This window comes from Megasphaera massiliensis (genome assembly GCF_000455225.1).
GTDB lineage: Bacteria > Bacillota > Negativicutes > Veillonellales > Megasphaeraceae > Megasphaera > Megasphaera massiliensis.
Genome location: NZ_HF954548.1, coordinates 23,921 through 25,849 on the forward strand (window position 1 = coordinate 23,921; position 1,929 = coordinate 25,849).

General features: G+C 51.5%; 2 protein-coding genes. Both read right to left on the reverse strand.

The window, feature by feature from the left end; all coding sequences use genetic code 11:
- A partial coding sequence (locus TX77_RS10690; RefSeq protein ID WP_154651915.1) for a substrate-binding domain-containing protein occupies nt 1-511 on the reverse strand: 511 nt, incomplete at its 3' end.
- A gap of 130 nt (nt 512-641) precedes the next feature.
- Nucleotides 642-1,929, reverse strand: a 1,288-nt coding sequence (locus TX77_RS10695; RefSeq protein ID WP_044505081.1) for a helix-turn-helix domain-containing protein, incomplete at its 5' end; no start/stop codon positions are given.

Consider the following 1,929-nt stretch of genomic DNA (forward strand, 5'->3'; position numbering starts at 1 on the left):
ATACGTATTTGCCTTTAGGCGCTTTGGCTACGATAGCTTCTGCTTGCATTTCGCCAACGCGCTCATTGTCAAAGGAGACATAGAGGTCAACGTCGGAGTTTTTGATCAAGCGGTCGTACGCCAGTACTTTAATGCCCGCTTCATGGGCTTTCTCTACGATAGCTGCCGTTGCTTCCGCATTGTGGGGAACGACAACGAGAATGTCTACACCTTGGGAAATCAACGATTCTGCTTGAGCGATTTGCTTGGCATCATCGCTGTTCGCCGCGAGGACTTCTACATCCGCTCCAAGCTTTTGCGCCGCTGCTTTAAACAAGTCGCGGTCCTTCTGCCAGCGTTCTTCCTGCAACGTATCCAGCGAGAATCCGATTTTTATTTTGCCGTCTTTGCCGGAATCCTTTTTACCGCCGGAATTGCTGCCGCCTCCGTTGCCGCCGCTGCACGCGGATAATACGAGAATAAAAGCAAGAACAAGCAGCATAACCCCACTTTTTGTAATGTGCTTCGTCATTTTCTTCTCTCCCTTTTTCTTAATGTAACTGCTTACATTTCAAGATTAGCATGCCAGGCCGATCGTTAATCAGGAGAATTGCTGGATTCTATTGCGATGATCTGGACTATTTTGCCATAGGCCTGATCCGTTACTTACCGAGGAGCACTTTCCGGTAATCCGTCGGAGAAGCACCGCATATTTTTTTGAACACCTTGCTGAAATAGTTAGGGTCATGGTACCCCACCTCATAGGCGATTTCCTTCAGACTCCGATCAGCATCGCCCATAAGTGCTTTAGCCCGCTCGACCCGGCAATCGGTTAAGAAATCGATATAGCCGATGCCGACCTGCTCCTTGAACATTTTGCTCATATAGAAAGGGCTGAGACCCGCTTGCTTTGCAATCGTCTCAAGTGAAATATCGAGATGGGAATTGGCGATAATATACTGCTTCACCTCGGCAATGGCATCCGGCTGATCTCGGTTCAACTGCTCTTCAGCGTCTTTGCACATCCGAAGCAGCAGACATTTGGTTTCTGTTCGCAGCTCAGAGTAACGATGAATTTGAAATCCGTAATAAGGAAGCTCTGTCTCCACGCCAAGCTCCAGCAGCCCTCGGAAGACGATCCACAACGTTTCCAGCATCCGCTGCTCGGCCTGATGAACATCCATGCCTGAAGCCTCATACCGGTCAGCTAACGGGTAGATTACTGCTTCCGCAGCCGTCCATTGCCCTAGCCGGACAAATTCCATCAGCTGCTTCTCCATTCCTTTGCCGGCGTATTCCACACCCTCTCGTTCCGTTTCTGCCGCTTTATCGGCATAAAACCTGTGCCGGGCGAATGCCTTGCCCTGCTGCAGCTGACATTGACGGCCCGCAGCCGCGGCGAGCAGCGCCTCATGGTAGGAATAACGGATGTCGTCAAGTGACTGACGGGCATTGCCTACCCCAATGATACAATCGGATGTACCCGACAATTGAGGCAGCGCCAGCAGTTCATGGACGATGGATGCCGCTTGCGCCCGGAATGACTTTTGCGACTCCATAAAAACGACAATCGGCAAATAGCGCCCGTTCATCGCTCCTGCCCAGCCCTTGCCCATTTGCCGCAGCCTCAGCTTGACTCCCGCATAGAGCTGCTCGGTAGCTGCTCCTGCACCCGCTTGAACAAGCAGTACGAAAGCCTCCTTGGTGTCGCTGCCTCCGAGCAGATGAATCATTTCATCCAGATGAACCTCATGAACATGATCAAACAGCAGCTGCGTCACCACATCCGCTTCAACGAGCGGCATAATCCGGTCGAGCGTCCGCTTCACTTGATGCTGCGTTTGCCTTTCCTCGCGTTCTTCCTCTATCTGTTTCAATACACGGCCCACCGTATCCCTGATCTCGCTGATTTTGCTTGGCTTCAGCAGATAGTCTTTTACACCCAGCTTA